Genomic DNA, 4,214 nt, shown 5'->3' on the forward strand with positions numbered 1-4,214 from the left:
CCGAGCAGCCGGCGCCGCCGGCCGGCCCGGCAGCGACGGCTGGTCGGCCTACCAGACCCTCGGCCGGCTCGCTCCGGAGACCCTGCTCGCCCGGGTGCTCGCGGCCCTGCGCGCCGGGGCCGCCGGCACTGGATCGGACCCCAGTGCCCCCGACCTCGCCGACCACGTCCTGCCCGACGAGATCCGCCGCCGCATCCAGGGCTTCCGCGCCATGGTCGCCACCGAGGCCCGCCGACGGGCGGCCGAACTCCGCGGCACCGAACGCCTCGCCGAACGGGCCGTCGCTCCGAGCACCGACCGGATCGACTTCCTCACCGCCGGCCGCGACCAGCTCGCCGAACTCCGCCGCACCGTCCACCCGTTGGCCCGGAAGCTGGCCACCCGGCTGGCCGCCCGCCGACGCCGGGCCGCCCGCGGGCGGATCGACCTGCGCCGCACCCTGCGCCGCTCGCTCTCCACCGGCGGCGTCCCGCTGCGCCCCGCCCACCGGCTGCGCCGCCCCGCCCGGCCCGAACTCGTGCTGCTCTGCGACGTGTCCGGCTCGGTGGCGGGCTTCTCCGACTTCACCCTGCTGCTGGTCCAGGCGATGCGCGACCAGTTCAGCAAGGTCCGGGTGTTCGCGTTCGTCAACCGCACCGCCGAGGTGACGGACCTGCTCACCCGGGGCGGCGGCGACCCGGCCACGCTGGCCCGGCGGATCCTCACCGAGGCCAAGGTGATGGGCCACCACGGCAACAGCGACTACGGCTCGGCCCTCGGCGAGTTCGCCGAACGCCACCTGGAGGCGGTGGGTCCGCGGACCGCCGTGCTGATCCTCGGCGACGCCCGCAACAACTACCGGGACCCGCACCTGCCCGCCCTGCGGCTGATCGCGGCCCGCGCCCGCCAGGTCCACTGGCTCAACCCGGAGCAGCCCTCCCTCTGGGGCACCGGCGACTCCGCCGCCCCCGACTACGCCCGGGTGGTGCCGATGCACTGCTGCCGCAACGCCCGCCGGCTGGGCGAGTTCGTCGCCCGTCTGCTGCCGGTCTGAGGCGCGGCGGGCGGGGGCGGCGCCGAGACCCCGCCCCCACCGCCGCCCGGCGCCTCAGCCGTCCGGCTCAGCCGTCCAGTTGGCCGAGGAAGTCGAGCAGGGCCGCGTTGACTTCCGCCGGGCTCTCCTGCTGGGTCCAGTGCCCCACGCCCGGCAGCGTGACGCGCCGGTAGAGCTTCGGCGCCAGCCGCTCCAGCAGCCCGCGCATCGCCTCCTCCGGGATCAGGGCCATCACCATGTCCTGGTCCCCCGCCACGTAGAGGGCCGGCACCTCCACCGGCCGGCCGGCGAGACCGGCGAGCAGCTCGTTGTTGCGGTCGATGTTGCGGTACCAGTTGAGACCGCCGGTGAACGCCCGCTCGCCGTGCTCGGCGTAGTCGGCGACGAAGGCCTCGATGTCCGCCTCGGAGAGCCAGTCCGGCAGCTTCTCGGGCTCGGGGACGCTGTCCAGCAGGGTCTGACCCTCGCGGATCACCCACGCCTGCGGTCCCCCGCCGCCCGCCCGGGCGCCGGCGCCGCCGGCCAGCATCCGGCGGAACGTCGAGTGCAGGTCCCGGCCCAGCTCGGCGTCCGCGACCCCGGGGCGCTGGAAGTAGATCTGGTAGAAGCCCTCGCCGAACCGCTCGCGGGCCTGGGCCAGCGGCGGCAGGCCGAGGGTGGGCAGCGGCGGGACGCTCAGCCCCGCCACACCGCGCACCAGGTCCGGGCGCAGCGCCGCCGTGCTCCAGGCGACCGGGGCGCCCCAGTCGTGGCCGACCAGGACGGCGCTCTCCTCGCCGAGGGCGCCGATCAGCGCGGTGACGTCACCGACCAGGTGCAGCAGGGTGTACGCGTCGACCGACTCGGGCTGCTCGCTGCGGGCGTAGCCGCGCTGGTCGACGGCGACCACGCGGTAGCCGGCCTCGGCGAGCGGGGCGAACTGGTGCCGCCAGGAGTACCAGCTCTCCGGGAAGCCGTGCAGCAGCAGGACCAGTGGCCCCTCCCCCTGTTCGGCGACGTGCAGCCGGACTCCGTTCACCTCGACCTGACGGTGCGCGATACGTCCGTACGCCTGCTTGGTCATGCGGCCCTCCTCGTCGACGACGCGTCACCCGGCAGAACGGGCGGCGGCCGACCGTTCGTTCCCCGCCGCCGCGCGTCCGGTACGTCCGCCGGTGCCCTGTCCGTGCCCCGCCCGGGTCAGTCCCCGCTGTCGCGGCGGGTCCGGCCGCCGCCCTCCCGCCGGTCGAGCAGCGCCGTCGCGGCGGCAAGCAGGGCGCCCACCGCGATCAGGACGAAGTAGCCGACGGTCCGGTGGTCGGCGGGGACGAGATAGCTGACGAAGCCGAAGATGTGCAGGCCCCACAGGTGGTCGACGAGGAGGCCGTTGATGCCGCCGACGATCAGGACGAAGCTCATGAATCCCAGCAGGTTCTTCATGATCCCGACGTTAGGCAGCCTGGCCGCCGACCGGATCCGACTTTCGGCGCGACCGGGTCCCACCAAAGTCGCGCATCCGCAGCAGCACGGGCACGGCGGCGAGCGCCGGGGCGGCGGCCAGGGCGAAGCAGAGGGGCAGCGGCAGGTGTCCGACCAGCAGGCCCACACCCGCGCCGCCGACGGCCGAACCGGCGTTGAAGGCGGTGTTCACCCAGGCGCCGGCCCTGGTCCTGGCCTCCGGGGCGACTGCCTCGTCCGCGACCAGGTAGGAGGTGGTGAGGGCGGGCGAGACGAAGAACCCGGCGACGCCGACCGCCACGCCGAGCAGGACCGGGCCGGGTGCGAGCCCGGCCCCCGCCAGGGCCAGGCCCAGACCGGCGGTGAACAGGGGCAGCCGGACGGCGTTGGACACCGGCCGGTCGAGCGCGCCCAGCCCGAGGCCGCCGACGGCGCTGCCGGCGGACAGCGCGGCCAGGATCCAGCCCACCGCCTCCGGTCGCCCGCGGTCCTCGGCGAAGGCGAGCACCATGAGGTCCAGCGCGCCCAGCGCCAGCCCGGTCACCGCGGACGCGAGCACGGCGGCGCGCAGCGCCCGTCCGCCGCCGAGCGGTGACCGGCGACGGCGCCCGGCCGGGGGCACCGCACCGTCGGGGTCGTCCGCCCCGTCCGTCTCACCCGGTGCGTCCGGTCCGCCCGCCGCCACCGGTGAGGCGACCAGCAGCAGGGCCCCGGCGAGCAGCAGCCCCGCGCCCACGGCCACCGCCCCACCCGGGCCGACCGGCGGGAGCAGCAGTCCGACCAGCAACGGCCCGGTGACGAACAGCAGTTCCTCCGCGACGCCGTCCAGGCTGAACGCGCGGCGCAGCAGCACCGGGTCGGGAAGCAGCCGCCGCCAGAACGTCCGCATCACCGGCCCCAGCGGCGGTGTGCAGGCGCCCGCCGCGACGACGAGCGCGCCGACCGCCGCCGGAGCGGTGCCCGGCCGGGCCGTGGCCGCGACCACGGCGAGCAGCAGCGCGCCGTACAGCACGGCCATCGGCGGCAGCACCCGCCGGGGACCGTGGCGGTCGACCAGCCCGGCCCGGACCGGGGAGAGGAGGACGCTGGCGAGCGCGAACAGGGCCATCGCCGCGCCGGCCGCGGAGTAGGAGCCGGTGGCCTCGCGGACGGTGAGCAGCAGGGCGAGCGGAACCACCCCGTAGGAGAGGCGGCCGAGCAGCGCGGCGCCGAAGGTGCGGGCGGCGTGCGGGGCGCCGAGCACGGCGCGGTAGCCGGGGCGTGCGGACGGGCCGCGCGGAGGCGCGGAAACGGTGGAAGGCACGGTGGACGTCCTCAAGGAGGTCCGGTCCGCGGGCCGGGAGGTCACGGCGGGCGGTACCGGAGGTGCGTACGGGGACACCGGAGGGCCGCGCGGTTCCCGATCGGTCGGGGCGCGGTCGCTTCGGGCCTGCTACGCACAGAGGAAGGACATGGGCCGTACCGTACCAGGGCGCCACGCCGTCCGGGAGGCCCGGACGGAGCAGCGGACAGGGCGGGGCGGCGGCCGTCCGGGTACGTTCGCGGTGTGCAGCAGAGGTCACCCCACGTCAGCAGGCGCGCCCGGGCCGGGAGACCGGCGGCGGCCGGTGCCGTCGCCGTCCTGGTCCTCGCGGCCGGCGCGCCCGCCGCGTTCTCGGCCCCTTCGCCTTCCCCCTCGCCGTCCTCCCCTTCTCCGTCCTCCGCCCCTGCGGCGCCCGGTGCCGGTGCCGGTGCCGGTGCCGCC

General features: G+C 76.6%; 4 protein-coding genes. 1 reads left to right on the forward strand and 3 read right to left on the reverse strand.

Annotated features, from left to right (window positions below; genetic code table 11):
- Positions 1–1,033, forward strand: a 1,033-nt coding sequence (locus tag BI06_RS33475; protein ID WP_043474568.1) for a VWA domain-containing protein, incomplete at its 5' end; no start/stop codon positions are given.
- Positions 1,034–1,100: 67 nt separating this feature from the next.
- On the opposite strand, the gene BI06_RS33480 is transcribed toward BI06_RS33475, so the two are convergent.
- From BI06_RS33480 to BI06_RS33485, 3 genes are all read right to left on the reverse strand, one after another.
- The gene (locus BI06_RS33480) at positions 1,101–2,096 is read right to left on the reverse strand and encodes an alpha/beta fold hydrolase (RefSeq protein WP_043474570.1); all 996 of its coding nucleotides are present in this window, start codon (positions 2,094–2,096) and stop codon (positions 1,101–1,103) included.
- 116 nt (positions 2,097–2,212) lie between these two features.
- The gene (locus BI06_RS45590) at positions 2,213–2,452 is read right to left on the reverse strand and encodes a hypothetical protein (RefSeq protein WP_043474573.1); all 240 of its coding nucleotides are present in this window, start codon (positions 2,450–2,452) and stop codon (positions 2,213–2,215) included.
- 10 nt (positions 2,453–2,462) lie between these two features.
- Complete coding sequence (locus BI06_RS33485; RefSeq protein ID WP_063795073.1) at positions 2,463–3,773, reverse strand: MFS transporter; 1,311 nt, start codon at positions 3,771–3,773, stop codon at positions 2,463–2,465.
- Positions 3,774–4,214 lie beyond the last annotated feature (441 nt).

The organism is Kitasatospora sp. MBT66 (genome assembly GCF_000710405.2).
GTDB classification, from domain to species: Bacteria; Actinomycetota; Actinomycetes; order Streptomycetales; family Streptomycetaceae; genus Kitasatospora; species Kitasatospora purpeofusca.

What these genes read in the sequence shown, in the direction of transcription:
- BI06_RS33480 (WP_043474570.1), bottom strand. Translation starts at nt 2,096, where the DNA reads ATGACCAAGCAGGCGTACGGACGTATCGCGCACCGTCAGGTCGAGGTG.
- BI06_RS45590 (WP_043474573.1), bottom strand. Translation starts at nt 2,452, where the DNA reads ATGAAGAACCTGCTGGGATTCATGAGCTTCGTCCTGATCGTCGGCGGC.